This is a genomic window from Aeropyrum camini SY1 = JCM 12091 (assembly GCF_000591035.1).
GTDB classification, from domain to species: Archaea; Thermoproteota; Thermoprotei_A; order Sulfolobales; family Acidilobaceae; genus Aeropyrum; species Aeropyrum camini.
On the sequence record NC_022521.1, the window covers coordinates 1,165,084 to 1,180,197 of the forward strand.

Genomic DNA, 15,114 nt, shown 5'->3' on the forward strand with positions numbered 1-15,114 from the left:
ATCAACCATAAAGGGCTCTAGGACGGCGCCCACACCCCCCTCACAGGCCTTTCACGAGCCCGCCCCCGGCTGCCGCCTAGCTTCGGGAGGTGATCCAGCCGCAGGTTCCCCTACGGCTACCTTGTTACGACTTCTCCCCCCTCGGGGGGAGCGACGGGCAGTGTGTGCAAGGGCAGGGACGTATTCACCGCGCGATGATGACGCGCGGTTACTAGGGATTCCACGTTCACGAGGGCGAGTTGCAGCCCTCGATCCCAACTGAGGCGGGGTTTGAGGGATTGCCTCCCCCTTTCGGGGTCGGCACCCGCTGTCCCCGCCATTGTAGCCCGCGTGCAGCCCGGGGGTTTAGGGGCATGCTGACCTGCCGTTGCCCCCTCCTTCCTCCGCCTTAGCGGCGGCAGTCCCCCTAGTGTGCCCCCCGGGTCGCCCCGGGGATGGCAACTAGGGGCGGGGGTCTCGCTCGTTGCCTGACTTAACAGGACACCTCACGGCACGAGTTCGCCCCAGCCCAGGCACCCGCACGGCGCGTTTATTAATCATGTTTAAACAGTAAAGGGAACTTAAGATTTTCCTAATACTTCTGTTTTCCTATTTTATTTTTATATATTCAGCGTGCCGTGCGGGCGCCTACAGCCGGTCTGGCGACGGCCATGCACCTCCCCTCAGCGCGTCGGGCAAGGCCTTCAGCCTGGCCGTCATCCTGCTGTCGCCCCCGGTGGAGGTTCCCGGCGTTGACTCCAATTAAGCCGCAGGCTCCACCCCTTGTGGTGCTCCCCCGCCAATTCCTTTAAGTTTGCTGGGCCCGGGGAGGGTGACAATTCTACTTAACCACGTGAGAACCCCCTCCCACGGACCTTTCAGCCTTGCGGCCGTACTCCCCAGGCGGCGGGCTTAACGGCTTCCCTGCGGCACTGGGCGGGCTCGCACGCCCGCCCAACACCTAGCCCGCATCGTTTACAGCCAGGACTACCCGGGTATCTAATCCGGTTCGCTCCCCCGGCTTTCGCCCCTCACCGTCGGGCGCGTTCCAGCCGAGCGCCTTCGCCACTGGTGGTCCTCCCGGGATTAATGGATTTCGCCCCTACCCCGGGAGTACCCTCGGCCTCTCCCGCCCCCTAGCCCGACAGTATCCCCGCCACTCCCCGGGTTGAGCCCGGGGCTTTAGGCGGGGACTTGTCGAGCCGGCTACGGGCGCTTTAGGCCCAGTAAGCACCCCGACCGCTCGCGGGGCTGGTATTACCGCGGCGGCTGACACCAGTCTTGCCCCCCGCTTATTCCCCCGCCTACTTACAGCGGGGAAAAGCCCCCCCAAGGGGGGCACTCGGGGTAGCCCCGTCACGGTTGCCCGCATTGCGGAGTTTTCGCGCCTGGTGCGCCCCGTAGGGCCTGGGCCCTTGTCTCAGTGCCCATCTGGGGGCTCCCGCTCTCACGGCCCCTACCCGTCGTAGGCTTGGCGGGCCATTACCCCGCCAACTACCGTGATGGGCCGCAGCCCCATCCTCGGGCGGACCGCGGGCGATAACCCCCCGCGGCCCCTTTCGGCGGAGGACCCTTCCAGGCACCCCCCGCCTATCGGGGATTAGCCCCAGTTTCCCGAGGGGTTATCCCCGTCCCGAGGGTAGGTTAGCCACGTGTTACTCAGCCGTCCGCCACGCCCCGCAGCGGCGGGGCGTTCGACTCCCATGGCTTAGCCCTACCCCGATAGCGGTCGGGTCCGGCAGGATCAACCGGAGTTACGGCCGCGGCTGGCCGCGACCCCTAGGCGGCCAGCCGAGGGCGGAGAGGCTACTCGCGGGCCCAGAGGGGGGGAGGGAGCCTTTTTACAGGCTCCCATACGGGGGCGGCGAGCGTAGCCGCCCCTACCCCCTAGAAGGGCGCCGTCCTAGAGCCCTGTCGAGCCCGAACTTCCCCGAGGTAGTCTCCCGGGGGTGTTCGGGCTCCCACTTGATTAAGCTTCAGGCACCAGCCGCCCCCGGTGAGGCTTGCGGGGCGGCAGTGCCGAATACTAGTCTAGAGCCCGGAGGGTTATAATACTTACGGGGGGGTCTTACTTCTGGCTTAACCGTTCCCCCAAGCGTTTAAACTTTAAACAGCGCAGCGCCGGGTTCTGGTGTGCCCGCGGCTGGAGGCTGGAGGCTCATCCCGGAGGAGAGGGGCTCTACAGCCCGGGGGTTCAACCCCGCGTCGCCCCCGCGCCGCCGCCGGGAAGCCGCGGGCCCGTTATATAGTATATAGCTTTCGAGGAAGGGGTAATTGTGTAACGCTGCGAACCGGTTTAACCCCTCCAGCCTAATTTATAGGTTTGTGAGGGCGCCGGTGACATTGCTCGAAAGGGCGGAAGCCCCCGTTGGGGGCGGTGTAGAGCCCGCGCAGGGTTGAGGCGCCCCCCGGGTTGGTGGTGGGGTAGCCGGTTTCTCCCGCTTAAAGCCGCGTCCCACTAGTGTTATCCTTTGGGTGTGATGAGGCAGGGACGTTGCGGAGCCCCACTGGGGCTGGCTGCCCGTTGGGGCTGGGATCGCGGGTAACAAGCCTGACCCCATCGACGGCGGGTGCGGAGGTATGGATTACCAGCTCATGGTGGATATCGTGGAGGAGTATGGCCTGCCAGGCCTTGCAATAGTGTCATTCATAAACAACGCCATACCAGGCCTCCCACCCTTCTACCTGACGGTAATCTCGGCTTACGCAGCCGTCAGCGAGAACTCACACTGGCTTGCAACAGCCCTCTACGCTGGCCTCGGTGCCGGCATCGGCAAGGTCGCGCTCTTCGCCGCCAGCCTCTACCTGTTCTCCAGGACAGGCCGTGGCCGCCTAGTCAAAAAGTACTCCTCCAAGCTTATGGAGTCTAGGCGGGCTAAGGTTAGCCTCGCCATAGCAATATTCTTCATAGCACTCCTCCCGATACCCGACGACATAATATATATACCGCTCGCGGCCACCTTCTACAACCTCCTATACTTCTCCATAGCAGTCATAACAGGCAAGCTCGTCCTAGTCACCCTATTCTACGGTGTCGGCAGAGCATCCAAAGGCCTCATAAGCGCCCTCCTAGACTACCTACTCCCCGAGGCGCCTGCCACAGGATATCCACTCGGCGCCGTGCTAATGCTAGTCGCAGTCAGCCTAGGCTTCAGCCTAGCCATAGCCGCTCTAGTGCTAGCGATAGACTGGACCAGCGTTTACACAACCTACATAAACCAGGGCAGCAGAGCCGCCGCCAAAACACTATTAAAAGAAGTAGCACGGATCGCCTCAAACACGAAAAACACGCTAAGATACGCTGTAAGGACGGGGAGATAAATACTATCCAGAGCCTAGGCCTGCGCCCCCCGGGTCAAGAACCCTCCCTAAAAACCCGGGAGTAATAATGTAGATCACGCTGGACGACCTGGCTGCCAGCGCCTAGCACGCACGGACGCCAGCCCCCCAACGTATAACCAGTAAAGGATGGGGAGACGAGGCACAGATAACCCGGTTAGACGTCTAAACCCCCGGTGGGGGCTGTGAAGAGGATAGCGGACCCCGACTGGGGCTCTCAACCCCGATATGGGGAGGGATCAACCACCAGAGCCCCCTACTTAAGAAGGATAATCCTCTCGCTTGAGAACTCTCGTGCAGCCGCTGCTATGAAGAGGGCTGTGAAGCCTGCGAGCACGGTCATGTGCAGGGTTGTGGCCATGAGGTCGCCCACAGACGCTTTTATGACGGCCAGGCTGGCGTGTGTGAAGGGTATTGCCTGGAGTGCTATGGAGATCCAGAAGGGGAGTCTCGAATAGTCGACCACAAGTGCGGAGAAGTATATGGCTAGGGCTATCATCAACACTATGAAAGACCCGCTCTGCGCGGACCTGATCGTCTCGCTCCTCGCGCTAATGAATGCCGTAATCCCCGCCGTTAGCACGACAAGGAGGGTGGAGGAGGCCGCCCACGATACCACTAGAAGGGGGGTGAGGAGCAGACCGAAGCCGGAGAGAGCGAAGAACGCTACCAGCGCTAGACTATCCGCAGCCGCAGCGGCAAGTCCTAGAGCAGCGGCTGCAGCCATCTTGCCAGCGAGAATCTCCAGCCTCGACGCCCCCGTGAGCAGCAGCTTCTCCAGCGTCCTCCTCTCCCTCTCCCCCACTATAGAGTCGGAGACGAAAACTATCGCCGGGTTAACCACGAAGAAGAGGCTGAAGGCAACAACCCTAGCGCTCATAGCAACCGCCTCGCCCCGGGCGCCCGCAGCACCCCCTCCAAAGCCTATGTACTCCCTCTCCACCTCCAGAGGGTCTAGGAGATTGTCAACGTCAACCTCGACACCAGCAGCATCGGCCAGCCTGGAAACCCTGCTCTCCACAACAGCCCTCTCGAACTGCGACGTGTAGCCCTCCACAAGAGACGCTACCTGGCCTGCAAGGGGGCTGCCGGGCGTCACCACGAGCTTTATAGACACTCTACCATCGAGGTCCTCAAGGCCACTTGAAAAACCCTCTGGTATCACCACAGCTATGGAGCCAAAGGGGGTGTCGAAGCCCTCCACCCCCCTTACTATCTCCACATTAACATCCACACCCGGCAAGCCCCCCTCCAGATACCTGGAAAGACCCTCGGCGAACAAGCTCGAGAGTTCGGAGCCGTCGGCATCCACTATGTAGACGTCTATAGACTGGGCCGAGTAGAGCCCCCCAGAGAAGAGGGCGAGACCTGGGAGGGCGACTAGGGGTAGCACCACGACGTATGCCAGGGTCTTGTAATCGCGGGATAGGTCGAGAAGCTCCTTCCAAAGTATAGTCTTCACCGACCATAGCCTCAACAGCCGTCACCCGTGACTACGTTTACGAAAGCCTCCTCCAACGTCTCCCCACAATACTCCTCCATAAGCCTGTGCGGATGGCCGCTGGCAACAGTCAAACCCCCATGTATTATGGTCACCCTATCCGCAATCTCCTCCGCAAACGAAAGATCGTGTGTCGTGACGAGTATAGCCCTCCCCTCACGCGAAAGACCCTTCAAAATCTTCTTTATTCTATTTGATGCTATCGGATCCACCCCGGAGGTGGGCTCGTCGAGCACCACGAGCCTGGGCTTGGACATGAGCGTTATACCCAGGAGGAGCCTCCTCTTCATACCCTTACTATACCCCCCAGCCCTCCTAGAGAGGTCCTCGCGCGAAAGGCCGCTGTAGAGCACGGCGTTCTCCACCAGCTCCTCTACACCGCGCCAGCCCGAGTAGAGCCTAGCATAGAAAAGTATGTTCTCCATGCCGGTCAGCCTCTCATAGACCGAGGCATCCTCTGGCAGGTAGCCCACCTCCCTCTTAACAGGCTCGAACCCCCTGCTCCAAGGGTCTACACCAAGGACCCTCGCCTCCCCCGAGTCACGCGAGAGGAGGCCCATCAACACCCTCAAGCTAGTCGTCTTCCCAGCCCCATTGAGCCCCGCAAGCACGTGGATCTCGCCGAAGCCCACGGCAAGCGTAACACCCTTCAGTATAGGCCTCCCCCTAACACTCTTCGTAACACCGCAGAGGCAGGCTGCGTAGCCCCCCTCTAGACAGCCGCAACTATTCTTGTCCACCGGAAACCTATCCCCCCAGAGAGCCCAGGATACGCAATTATACCCGAAACCCCATAATAACAAAGGAGGCCCCCGAAAAAATCCCAGCCCCCCAGCCACGGCGAGGTGCCACCGAGCGGTGGATAGCCTGAGAGGCTTCCTCGAAAGATACGGCGAGAAGGGCTACATCGTGCTCAAGGCCATGCTGGAGGAGTCACAGTCTCCAGCGAGGGGGCCGAGGCCGGGGGACTTCAGCTTCAAGGGCCTCAAGGCCAGGATAGCCAGCTACGGGCTCGAGTACAACCCCAGCCTCCTCCTAGCGAGGCTTGAGAGGGAGTATGGCGTAATAGAGACTAGCTTCAGATCCTCGAATCAGCACTGGTGGAGGATAAGGGATAGGAGGGCTGTTGAGAAGGCTGTCAGGGAGTATGAGGGCGGGGAAGAGGAGGTCCTGGATCCCAAGGTGAGAGTTCTTAGGATCCAGTTCTGGAGCCTGGAGCCGGAGAAACTGCTTAAAAAACTCAGGAGGCTCTCCACAATCAGAAGCCCGACACAGAGGGATAGAAGAGTGGTGAGGGAGATAGCGTTCGAAATACTACCACTCCTGGCCAGGTTCCTCGAAGAGGCCTACAACTATGAGGAGCAGCTGGAAAGAGAGATAATTCTAGCTGAGGAGATACTGTCGGAGGCGGAAAAAGCCCTGGCAGCCTCAAGCCGGAGCCAGGCGAGGCTGCTAGGTGAGAATGCCCGACTCAGCGGCGCTGGAGAGCCTATCTAATATAGCCCTGAAAGCCCTCGAGAGTATCTCCCTGTTGTTATAGCCCTCCACAATACTCCTAAGCCTATCCTCGCTCGCTCCGGAAAGCTCCTCAACAAACCCGGCTATATTCCTAGTGGCCCGGACAGCCTCGTCCACTATAGTCACACTAGCCTTCTGCGCCGTCCTGCTGAACGGGTTGAGATCTATAGCTGCAACCCTCTTACCCCACCTAACAAGAGCCTCGGTCCTGTCACCATCCTCTATGGCGACCAGCACGAAGTCTGCGGAGGCTATGCCCTCAGCACAAACTATGCCGCGGGGGCTCTCCAGGCCGGGAACCCGGGTCTTCTCGCAGTCCGGGGGTAGTAGACCCCTAACACCGGCGGACTCGAGGACCTCGTGTATCCTCCTCACCCTCTCCTCAGTCCTATAAAATATGTTAACCTCCACCATAGCCCTGCCCCCGAGGACCTCGGATAGCCTCGCAATCTCACCCGCGGCTAGCGCCGCGTAGTTCCCGTTAACGGAGATCACAGGCCTCCTCGACAACAGCAGGTACGCCGCCGTCGCCCTCCCAGCCTCAAGAGCGAAATCGTGGCTCTTCTCCCCCAGAAGATAGTCAAAACACTCCCCCCTCCCATGGGCTATAAGCCCCTGAGGCACCACAACCCCCTTCTCAAACATCTCAACAAGCCTCTCCCTAGCAACGAGAGACTCATACCTAGGATGGCTCCTAGGTATCTCAAAGCCCTCATGCAAGCTGCCCACACCCTCAAAACCATGGTCCCCGGGAGGAGGGATATTCTAGAACACCCCCACCCCCAGGCTGCGGAGCTACTCCACTCTAGGAGGGCCTGTGGAGGGTTTGAGAAGCCTCACAGCAAGCCCCGCCCTTGCCATCCTCCTGGCTATCTCCCCGACAGACTCCTCACCCACGGCAACCACCAGCACCCTCTTCTTTACGTAGTACCCGTAGACGTCGTCCACCCCAGTAATTATCCGGCCCGCCTCGACGCCCACCAGCTTCGAGTCAAGCCCCAGCAGCGTGGTCACCTTCTCAGCCTCCTCGAAGAACCTGTCCAAGCTAGGCTCCCTGAATATTCTGGAGAGGCTACGGGAAACCTCGTCCACAAACCTCTGGCTAGAATACAATCCTATAAGCCTGCTGGTGTCCATTGAGCCGGCCTCACCCGCCACTATATAGAGCCCGGGGCCTGTGGGGATGCAGTCCACAAGAGCCTCACCCGGAGGCCCTGGGGAGTATCGGATCACGAGGCCAATGCCACAGGCTATGGAGGCCACGTCTCCCAGGCCCGTGGACATTGAAACCTCGACATCGTGGGCAGCCCTATAGGCTCTAAGCACGCCCACGCCACTCTCAACAGACGCGGCAAGAGCGCCGAGTATCGCAGAGGCGGCGCTAACCGCATACCCCCTCCCCGGGGGTAAAGGGTGTACCAGCCGTCCACGCGGCCTAGCCCCCAGGAGCCCTGCAGCCTTCTCAAACTGGGGGAGCCTATATTCCCCCTCCAACTCCTCTAAGCCTCGGCAGAACCTTGCCCTAGGCTCCACAGCCAGCCCAGCCCCTATACTGCCGCTATAGCCAGGGCCGGGCCCGGGGACAGGCCTGAACAGCGCTGTTATATGGTGTGGAGTTGAAACGCAGCGAACCACCTAAACCACCCTTAGCTGAGCCGAAGTCCCGCAGCCTCCAGCTCTACCCCATATTAAAGGTTTCCCGCGGAAACGCTCTATAATGGAAGGGTCTCACACGGGGGGTAACCCTGTGCAGCTTAACATATACCTCAGGGACTCCAAGCTCTCCCACCCCGTCTTCAAAACAATGTCGGAAATAGCACTCTTCATAATAAACTCTATAAACGAGATAGACGTGGGCCAGGTAGACCGTTTTGTCGAAGAGCTGGAAAGGGTCTACAGGGAGGGGCGCAAGGTTCTTGTAATGGGGGCCGGCAGGAGCGGCCTCGTGGGCAAGGCGTTCGCAATGCGGCTCCTACACCTAGGCTTCAACTCCTATGTCCTCGGCGAAACCATAGTACCCAGCGTCAGAGAGGGCGACCTGGTCGTGGCGATATCCGGCTCGGGTAGGACTAAGGTGATAGTTACGGCTGCTGAGACGGCTAAACAGGTTGGAGCCACAGTAGCTGCCATAACTACATACCCCGACAGCCCCCTGGGAGGCCTCGCAGACATAGTGGTTAGGGTGCCAGGCCGGACAAAGTCCAGCAAGATGGACGACTACTTCGCCCGCCAGATACTTGGTATACACGAGCCCCTAGCCCCCCTAGGAACCCTCTTCGAAGACACCACAATGATTTTCCTCGACGGAGTGATATACTCCCTCATGACCAGGCTCGGCATAGACGAGGAGTACATGAGGAACATGCATGCCAACGTAGAGCTATGACCTCCGCATACAGCTTTGTCGAAGGCTGGATAGTAGAGGCTCCTGGAAGCCCCGCCGAGTACTGGATAGTCAAGGGGTATGAACACCCGCCGGGCAAGGTAGTGGCAGCACCCTACAGGAGGGGCGGCAAAAGGCTAGACCCACGCAGCATAGAGCAGGCGCCCCTCTGGACGATAGAACACTTCCCATGCAGAGGCGGGCCCGTCCCCATGCTGAGCCTGGATGCCGCTTCCTCAAAGCCTGTAAACCCCTGGAGGGTGCTGGAGCTAAGGTACCCCGACCTGCCACACCCTATAAAGCACCTGCTAGAGGAGGTTAACCCCGAGCTAGCAGGGCTAACAGGCTCTTGGGCCGTTTTCGCCGAGGATAGAGGAAGCGACGTAGACCTGATAGTCTACGGAGACCCCGACGAAATCTATCTAGCGTTGAAATACCTCAAGTCCAGAGGCGCCATAGTGCGGCACAAACACAAGAGAAGCGAGTACCCACTAGATAGTGCTAGACTGTTAGACTCGTGCATAAAGAACGGCGGCGAGACCGCGTGCTACACCCTCAGAATACTCAGATACACCACCCCACGAGAATGCTCGAAAAGGCTCACCCCTCTAGGCCTCTACGCAGGCCCGCTAGAAATAACTGGGGAACAGGAGGCGCTAGACAGTATACTAGTGCCAGCAAGGTACAGAGCTGTTCTGCTGAAGCTGGGGCTTCCCGCTGTTGTCGAGACTTGGAGGACGAGCTACCAGGAGCTCAAGCCAGGGGTCTACGCCGGTGTTCTCGAGGTTTTCGCAGACCAAAATGGCGCAATAACTGCGTCGCCCGACCTGAAAGGCCACCTGAAGCCTATGGCCAGCGCATGGTAAAAGAGGCGGGCCACCATGTACAAGGCTGGGAACCTAAGCCACGTACACGGAGCCATGATCTTCGACAGGCTCTCCAGGATACACCAGGCAGTAGGCGTGCCATCCCCTCCAGGCCTCATACCAGCGATTCCAAAGTACGAGCCTTGCATGGAAGACGCTCCCTGGAGCAGGGCTGGTCTAAGGTTTTGTAGAACGCTGGAGCACTACACCCCCACCGGAGTCGAGGATTCCGCCAGGAGACTGGGTCTCGATATGCGTTTCGACGGGCTCTACAACGTCCACATGCCCTACGTCCCCTCAGAAAACGTTACACTCTACATTCACCCGGCGGAGGCTCTCGACCAGGTATACAGGCAGGGGCCCTACTGGACGCTAAAAACACTACACAAGATAGCGCGGGCTCTAGAGAGGCTCCCGCTAAGAGGGTTCGGCCTCACAGGCTCCCTAGCAACGCAAACCTCAAACCCAGCCTACTCCGACATAGACATTGTTGTGTTTGAAGCTCTAGACCCCTACACCCTGCTGGAAACCCTCGAAAAGCTGGGACGGCCAGAGCTCGACACTATAGAATACAGGGGGCCGCTACAAGGCTCGTACCGCGTCGGCTGGAGGAGAAGGCTAGTAGAGGGCAGAAGGGTGACGTTCGTGGCAGCACCACTAGAACCCGGCTCTACGTGCAAACCACTAAGCACATACTGGGCTATAGACACCCCTACGCTAAACGCGGTAGAGACAACACTCCACATACCCCCCGGCCAGCCATCCGCGCTCCACTACCCGCCGTGCGCCCGCTCACAAGAGGGCCTATGGGTAGTATCCTTCGAATACAATGTTGCTCTAGAACTATTCGAGGGAGGGGAAATCCGCGTGTCCGCAGCAGCAGGATCCAGCGGCCGCACACTCTACATCGGCGTAAGAGGCTTAGAGACCAAGCTGGAACGTCCTAAAAGGAGCTAACCTCCCCCGGGGACTTCGCCTGATATAGAAGGGCCTAACTCCTAAATTCCTCCGTGCCCAACGCTAGAGTGGCACGGGGCTAGAGGGCCTTGAAGGTTAGGAGCAAGGCTGAGCTGGCCATCACAATAGCCAGAGGGCTAGTAAGCCCTACCCGCTCATCAATACTGGACGTAGACTTGGCTAGAGAGGAGGATGTAGAAGAGATAATCGAGGAGGCTGGTGTAAAGGGTGTAGTTAGGAAGGTTCGAGTAGACAACCTTATAATAGTTACTATAAACGTGGAGCCCCTTGAAAGAGTCTGTTTCTACGAGAAATGTAGCAGGCTGAGGGATAGACCCGAGGCTCTTAGAGAGTGCATGGCTAAGTGTATGTTAAACGCCACTAGGGAAGTGGCGGAGAAGGCCGCTAGGAGTATAGAGGAGTTGGCAAAAACATGGAATACGAGAACAGAGGTTAGGACGAAACATCGAGACCCCGGCGGTGAAAGGCCCAGTCTCCCCTCTCCATAAGGGGGTAGGCGGGCCCACCGCAGCAATACCCCTGTTACCTTATAAACTGGGTGAGGCCCAAAGATCAGAATGTGGGTGAAGCCCTTTGTCCGAGCAAGAGCAGCCTTCCACCGTGGATGTGTACGAGTTTACTAATGTCAGCCAGCTATTCGACTTTCTCGACAACGAGATCAAGAGGAAGAAGGCGGTGCTAGGCGACATAATACGGGATATAGAGAAGCTTAAGACCCTCAGCGAGGCCGCCGTGAAGCTGGAGCAGATATTCGCGGAGCTGGCTGGGGGGCAGAGGATTGCTGGAAGACAAACAACAACCGCTGCAAAGCTGAACGGGGTTGAAGTCTATATAAACCCGGAACCTCTCTCCGAGACCAACCTGCTCACCAATGTGGCCAGGGGGCTTCAAACCAGCATAGCCAGCCTAGAGAAGGTTAGGAGAGCCCTGTCGCCGCTCTCCAAACTAGGGGATATAGACCTGAATATAAGGCTTATAATGGAGAACGGGGTTGTGAAGACTGTGGTGATAAAAGTTCCTTCGCCCCCCATATAGGGCTGGCACGGTGTTTTAACCCGTTACTACCCGTAAAACAACATTCTAACAAGTTTAACAAGAGGCCTCAGCACTGGGGCATCGTCATCGCAATCCACACCAACTAGGCGGTAATACCACTCTTCATCGGCCACATTCATAGTATTCTCGCGCTCGTAGCGATATTAATACCTGCAATAACTGATAAGAGCTTGGTGGCTCCAGGGTGCCTAGGAGGCGTATGACGCTTCCCAAGAAGAAGGAAGATATAGAGAAGATAGTAGAGGAGGTCGAGCGGGAACACCACCACGAACACGAGCACCACCATCACCATCATCACCACGAAGAGTCGGATCTAGAGATAGCAATCAAGGTGTTGGAGGACCTTGTTGACAGTCTCTCGGCCAGGGCGAAAGTACTCGAGTCTAGGATTGACAGCCACTCCATAGCCATAGGGACGCTCTACAAGGTTGTGGCCCACCTCGTCGAGGCTATAACAGCCGAAGATGATGAGTCCAAGCTAGCCAGCCTCAGAAACGCCCTGCAAGAGCTGGACAAGCTCAAAAACCTTTAAAAAGCATCTAAGTACCTCGCCTCCACCTGTCATGGCTGCAAGATACTACTCCATGAACCCTGGCTTCAGCGAGCTGCACTTCTCGTCAATGTCCTCCTCTCGCACATATTGGGGTTCTCCTATAACCCTGCTAAGCCCGTCAAAGTCGCAGATGACAAGTGTAAAAGCCCGTCTACCCTCTATAGCCTCCTCTATCCACTTTATAACGCCCTTGCACTTCTCAAGATCCTCCGGATCAACAACGCCCTCCTTACACGCTACCTGGGCCACCTCATGGAACCTATGGAGTATCCCCTCAACAGTTGTTATGAAACCAACACTAACTGCACCGGGTATCATTTCCAGACCCGTCTCTGGTATGTACACTGCTGACAAGGGCGACTTGGCCAGGAGATACCTCAGCTGCTTTTCACCCTTAACAGTGACAATAATTTTCTTAGGCTCCGTCGCCTCTGCTAATCGCACATCCCTATACCTGTAGCCACAGCTCCTACACTCGCCTACTCCGATGATTATATTGTTGAAATATGGAACGCTGTATAGATACTCGGAGATTTTCATGGCTCGTGCTCCGCAGGCCGGACATACCGCATTATCAACCTCAGCTATCTTAATGGGGGTTTTCCCACTCTCAGCTATAAGCCTTTCTAGAACATCGCCTCCAGGAGATTCTCCGGCCAACACGAGCACCCTCTGGGCACACCGTCTCTATGTTTATCTATTGAATGTTGGAGCCTGACAGCTATACTCCACCCTCTACGCGTTAATGAGAGAAAAGTTGATTATGGATTTGCAGAGATTGCAATCAGGCTACTCAACCTTAACCTCAGTACCCTCCTCAGCGGGCTTAACCTTCCTCAGCTTAATCTCTAGGACGCCGTTCCTGTAGGACGCTTTAGCGCTCTTGGGATCCACTTTAGCCGGCAGCTCCACCTCTTTATAATATTTCTTCCCGTTCTCCGCCTTTATCACAACCTTATCCTCAGTAGCCCTAACTTTAATCTTATCCTTGCTAGCTCCGGGAATATCGGCTACAATCCATACTTCGTCGTCTCTCTCAATAACGTCCACCAGCGGCTCCATCTCCTCCCTAATCTGAGGCCTCCCCCTAGCCATCCTTATGTTACCAAACTCCTCAACCTTGGGAACACCGTCTGGGCCTATTGTTATCCTCACTCCGTATATGTAGGGGCCTTTGCCGAGCTCCTCTCCCCCGCTCTGAACCCTTGAAGCCAGCTTCTCGAACTCCTCTTCTAGCTCTCTAAATTCCTCCTCAAACTCCCTGAATATATCCTCGATTATGTCGAAGAAGCTCTTTCTCCTCCTCCTAAACCAGCTCATACACACCACCATTTTAATTGATATACTCGGCCGAGCTCAATAAAGTCTTGGTCTTGGACTGGAGTGTCTAAAGTTTATCTACGCCGCTCCCAAACATTGGCCAGCGTCTAAACTGTTTATCATATAATTATATATCAACTCAGATAAATAGAGAGTAAGGTTACGAAATATGTTAATGGCATGGGTGTTCCGGCTTGGCTACAGAGTATAGGTATGATGTTGTTATAGTTGGTCTTGGACCAGCGGGATCCTCCCTAGCATACCTCCTCAAGGATACCGGGCTTAAAGTAGCGGGATTGGATATAGCAGACTTTAGCAGAGTCTGGGGCAAACCCTGTGGCGACGCTATAGGTAAGGGACACTTCCTAGAGACAGGCCTACCGCTTCCGAAGGGAGAGGCCATGATGCAGATCGTAAACGCGGTGGATATCTACAGCCCCTCAGAGGAGGTGAAAATCAGGCTCTCCGAGCCGGAAGGAGGGTTCATGATAGATAGGAACAAGTATGGGCTACAGCTTCTAGAGGAGGCTGAAAAGTCGGGTGTTGACGTCTACCTGAATACACATGCTCTATCACCTATTATCGAGAATGGAAAGCTGGCTGGTGTTTATGCAAAGAAGCATGGAGAAGACGGAGACGTCTACATAAAGTTCTACTCGAAAATAGTTGTAGATGCCACTGGCAGTGGAGGCGCTATTAAGAGGAAGCTCCCGAGCAGCTGGCCCGTGGTCGAGCCCTTGAAACCCACCGATAGCGCCGTGGCATATAGGAAGATAGTAGAGCTCGACTATGACATAGAGGAGCCCGACGTTATAAGGATTTACATAAACGCCGATATAGCGCCAGGCGGTTACTGGTGGCTCTTCCCAAAGGGGAGGAGGATAGCCAACATAGGGATAGGCGTTCAGAGGGGCCGGGGGTATCCACACCCCAGACACCTCTACGAGAAATATCTATCGAGGAGGCCCGACACAGGCAGGGTTGTAAGGCTTCTAAATGAGGCTGGGGCATTATTGCCGACACGTAGGCCCGCCAACACGATAGTATGGGACAACTTTGTTAGTATAGGGGACAACGCCTACACTGTAAACCCTGTACACGGTGGCGGTATGGGTTATGCCATGACCGCCGCTATGTATGCCGCTAGAGGCATCGAAAAAGCTTTTGAGAAGGGCGACTATTCTGTTGAGACTCTCTGGGACGTAAACCTAGGCTACATGAGGAGTACTGGCGCGAAACAGGCGGGGCTAGACATTCTAAGGATATACCTCCAGACCCTGACCAACGAGGAGGTAGAGTGGGCTATGAGGAATGGGCTGGCAAACGTTGATAGCCTCGTGGAGGCTAGCACCCAGGGTGAGATAAGGAGGCTGAACTTAACGCTGCTCGAAAAGGCTAAGGTCCTGGCTAAGCTGCTCGGAAGGCCTACAAAGCTTATGGAACTGCTGGTAGTGGCAGAATACATGTCTAAGGTCAAGAAGCTATACTACGAATACCCGGAGAATCCTAAGGACCTAGCAAAATGGGTAGACAGGGTTGAGAACCTCTACAGGGAATACAAGACTCGTCTCGGCGTCGACTGGTAGCAGATCCTACGGCTTCAAGCTTTTGATTATCCTTG

General features: G+C 56.9%; 15 protein-coding genes and 1 rRNA gene. 9 read left to right on the plus strand and 7 right to left on the minus strand.

Annotated elements, in window-relative coordinates; all coding sequences use genetic code 11:
- Positions 1-84: 84 nt before the first annotated feature.
- Positions 85-1,734, minus strand: a 16S ribosomal RNA gene (locus tag ACAM_RS06115).
- An 825-nt stretch (positions 1,735-2,559) separates the two neighbouring features.
- Between ACAM_RS06115 and ACAM_RS06120 the strand changes: the two genes are divergently transcribed.
- A complete protein-coding gene (locus ACAM_RS06120) occupies positions 2,560-3,300 on the plus strand; it encodes an SNARE-associated domain-containing protein (protein ID WP_022541946.1) in 741 nt (246 codons plus the stop codon).
- A gap of 274 nt (positions 3,301-3,574) precedes the next feature.
- On the opposite strand, the gene ACAM_RS06125 is transcribed toward ACAM_RS06120, so the two are convergent.
- Both ACAM_RS06125 and ACAM_RS06130 read right to left on the minus strand, forming a co-directional pair.
- Complete coding sequence (locus tag ACAM_RS06125; protein WP_158318598.1) at positions 3,575-4,795, minus strand: ABC transporter permease; 1,221 nt, start codon at positions 4,793-4,795, stop codon at positions 3,575-3,577.
- Positions 4,792-5,559, minus strand: coding sequence for an ABC transporter ATP-binding protein (locus tag ACAM_RS06130; RefSeq protein WP_022541948.1), 768 nt, complete (start codon positions 5,557-5,559; stop codon positions 4,792-4,794). The genes ACAM_RS06125 and ACAM_RS06130 overlap by 4 nt, the downstream gene beginning before the upstream one ends.
- Before the next feature lie 118 nt (positions 5,560-5,677).
- Here ACAM_RS06130 and ACAM_RS06135 point away from each other — a divergent pair, with 118 nt between their 5' ends.
- Positions 5,678-6,316 (plus strand): SH3 domain-containing protein, encoded by a 639-nt coding sequence (locus ACAM_RS06135; RefSeq protein WP_022541949.1) that lies wholly within the window; start codon positions 5,678-5,680, stop codon positions 6,314-6,316.
- On the opposite strand, the gene ACAM_RS06140 is transcribed toward ACAM_RS06135, so the two are convergent.
- Both ACAM_RS06140 and ACAM_RS06145 read right to left on the minus strand, forming a co-directional pair.
- Positions 6,272-7,057 carry a phosphopantothenate/pantothenate synthetase gene (locus tag ACAM_RS06140; protein ID WP_022541950.1) on the minus strand — a complete coding sequence of 262 codons (786 nt, stop codon included), beginning with the start codon at positions 7,055-7,057 and terminating at the stop codon, positions 6,272-6,274. The two genes, ACAM_RS06135 and ACAM_RS06140, sit on opposite strands and share 45 nt — an antisense overlap.
- A 75-nt stretch (positions 7,058-7,132) precedes the next feature.
- The gene (locus ACAM_RS06145) at positions 7,133-7,972 is read right to left on the minus strand and encodes a pantoate kinase (protein WP_022541951.1); all 840 of its coding nucleotides are present in this window, start codon (positions 7,970-7,972) and stop codon (positions 7,133-7,135) included.
- A gap of 112 nt (positions 7,973-8,084) precedes the next feature.
- On the opposite strand from ACAM_RS06145, the gene hxlB reads away from it, so the two are divergent.
- The 6 genes from hxlB (at position 8,085) to ACAM_RS06175 (ending at position 12,152) form a co-directional block, all read left to right on the plus strand.
- The gene (hxlB, locus tag ACAM_RS06150) at positions 8,085-8,723 is read left to right on the plus strand and encodes a 6-phospho-3-hexuloisomerase (RefSeq protein ID WP_022541952.1); all 639 of its coding nucleotides are present in this window, start codon (positions 8,085-8,087) and stop codon (positions 8,721-8,723) included.
- A complete protein-coding gene (locus ACAM_RS06155) occupies positions 8,720-9,586 on the plus strand; it encodes a hypothetical protein (RefSeq protein ID WP_022541953.1) in 867 nt (288 codons plus the stop codon). The genes hxlB and ACAM_RS06155 overlap by 4 nt, the downstream gene beginning before the upstream one ends.
- Before the next feature lie 15 nt (positions 9,587-9,601).
- Positions 9,602-10,543, plus strand: a complete 942-nt coding sequence (locus ACAM_RS06160) for a hypothetical protein (RefSeq protein ID WP_022541954.1) — start codon at positions 9,602-9,604, stop codon at positions 10,541-10,543.
- Positions 10,544-10,632: 89 nt separating this feature from the next.
- Positions 10,633-11,052: a hypothetical protein gene (locus ACAM_RS06165; RefSeq protein ID WP_022541955.1), complete on the plus strand. Its 420-nt coding sequence runs from the start codon at positions 10,633-10,635 to the stop codon at positions 11,050-11,052.
- 85 nt (positions 11,053-11,137) lie between these two features.
- Positions 11,138-11,599 carry a hypothetical protein gene (locus tag ACAM_RS06170; protein ID WP_022541956.1) on the plus strand — a complete coding sequence of 154 codons (462 nt, stop codon included), beginning with the start codon at positions 11,138-11,140 and terminating at the stop codon, positions 11,597-11,599.
- A 205-nt stretch (positions 11,600-11,804) separates the two neighbouring features.
- Positions 11,805-12,152, plus strand: a complete 348-nt coding sequence (locus ACAM_RS06175; protein WP_022541957.1) for a hypothetical protein — start codon at positions 11,805-11,807, stop codon at positions 12,150-12,152.
- Positions 12,153-12,197: 45 nt separating this feature from the next.
- Here the strand turns inward: ACAM_RS06175 and ACAM_RS06180 are convergent, their stop codons facing one another.
- On the minus strand, positions 12,198-12,833 hold the full coding sequence (locus ACAM_RS06180) for a ZPR1 zinc finger domain-containing protein (RefSeq protein ID WP_022541958.1): 636 nt from the start codon (positions 12,831-12,833) through the stop codon (positions 12,198-12,200).
- A gap of 129 nt (positions 12,834-12,962) precedes the next feature.
- Positions 12,963-13,493, minus strand: coding sequence for an archaeal heat shock protein Hsp20 (hsp20, locus tag ACAM_RS06185; protein ID WP_022541959.1), 531 nt, complete (start codon positions 13,491-13,493; stop codon positions 12,963-12,965).
- A gap of 194 nt (positions 13,494-13,687) precedes the next feature.
- On the opposite strand from hsp20, the gene ACAM_RS06190 reads away from it, so the two are divergent.
- Complete coding sequence (locus ACAM_RS06190) at positions 13,688-15,079, plus strand: digeranylgeranylglycerophospholipid reductase (protein WP_022541960.1); 1,392 nt, start codon at positions 13,688-13,690, stop codon at positions 15,077-15,079.
- Positions 15,080-15,114 lie beyond the last annotated feature (35 nt).

Bases quoted from the DNA above. Each gene is read 5' to 3' on its own strand.
- ACAM_RS06120 (WP_022541946.1), top strand. From the start codon at position 2,560: ATGGATTACCAGCTCATGGTGGATATCGTGGAGGAGTATGGCCTGCCA.
- ACAM_RS06155 (WP_022541953.1), top strand. From the start codon at position 8,720: ATGACCTCCGCATACAGCTTTGTCGAAGGCTGGATAGTAGAGGCTCCT.
- ACAM_RS06160 (WP_022541954.1), top strand. From the start codon at position 9,602: ATGTACAAGGCTGGGAACCTAAGCCACGTACACGGAGCCATGATCTTC.
- hsp20 (WP_022541959.1), bottom strand. From the start codon at position 13,493: ATGAGCTGGTTTAGGAGGAGGAGAAAGAGCTTCTTCGACATAATCGAG.